This window comes from Ruminococcus sp. CAG:330 (assembly GCF_000437175.1).
GTDB lineage: Bacteria > Bacillota > Clostridia > Oscillospirales > Ruminococcaceae > Ruminococcus_C.
The window spans coordinates 24,115-24,867 of sequence record NZ_FR898079.1; the positions used below are offsets into that span (position 1 = coordinate 24,115).

Annotated in this window: 1 protein-coding gene; it reads right to left on the reverse strand. The window is 59.9% G+C overall.

What is annotated here, in order from left to right; all coding sequences use genetic code 11:
* The coding region (locus tag QZL66_RS09015; protein ID WP_293602124.1) for a class D sortase at positions 1-659 on the reverse strand (659 nt) is incomplete at its 3' end.
* Positions 660-753: the final 94 nt, after the last annotated feature.

Sequence of the window (753 nt, forward strand, 5' to 3'; positions counted from 1 at the left end):
TCCCGCTGGGTCAGTTTGCACACCACGCCGATGCGGGTGTCCGAGGAACCCAGCAGCTGCATTTCGCAGGTGTAGAGCGTCAGACGGTCATCGTCCGTCTGTTTCAGACAGCCGTCATTGGAGGACTGGAACTGAATCTGTTCCGATACCTCGTAGGTGAATTTACCGTAGGTGGTGTAGAGAGTGACGGTGTCCCCTTTTTTCAGCTGGTTCAGGTCGTGGAAAAAGGTGTTGACATGGGCGCTGATGACGGAGTTGCCGGTGCTGCCGATGACGGCGGAGGCCGGTGTCTGGCAGGCGCCTTTTTTCAGCAGCTCCGAACCGCCGCCCCAGTAGACCGGAACGTACAGACCGGCGGACTTGCACTCCAGAATGGCGCACTGGCTGCCATAGGCAGATACCGCCACGTCGCCCTCCGCAGAGGTCGCACCGGTATAATCGGTGTCGATGTCGGTTTCCACAATGTTCAGTCCGCTGGTACCGCTGTTGGGGTTGGTGCTGCCGCTGTCCATAAAGCCAATGCGCAGGTAGGTTTTTGCGATCTCATAGGGGCGGATGGATGCCAGCAGCAGCACACCGCCGCAGAGCAGCGCCAGCAGAAGCGGCAGCAGAATCTGCACGGCAAGGGGAAGCTTGCCGGAGCGTGATTGTCTTTTCATGGCGCACACTCCTTATCGATGGGAACGGCGCTTGCAGCAGAAGAGCGCTGCGCCAATGCCGCCGGCAGCCAGCAGAATGGCACCGCTGCCGATG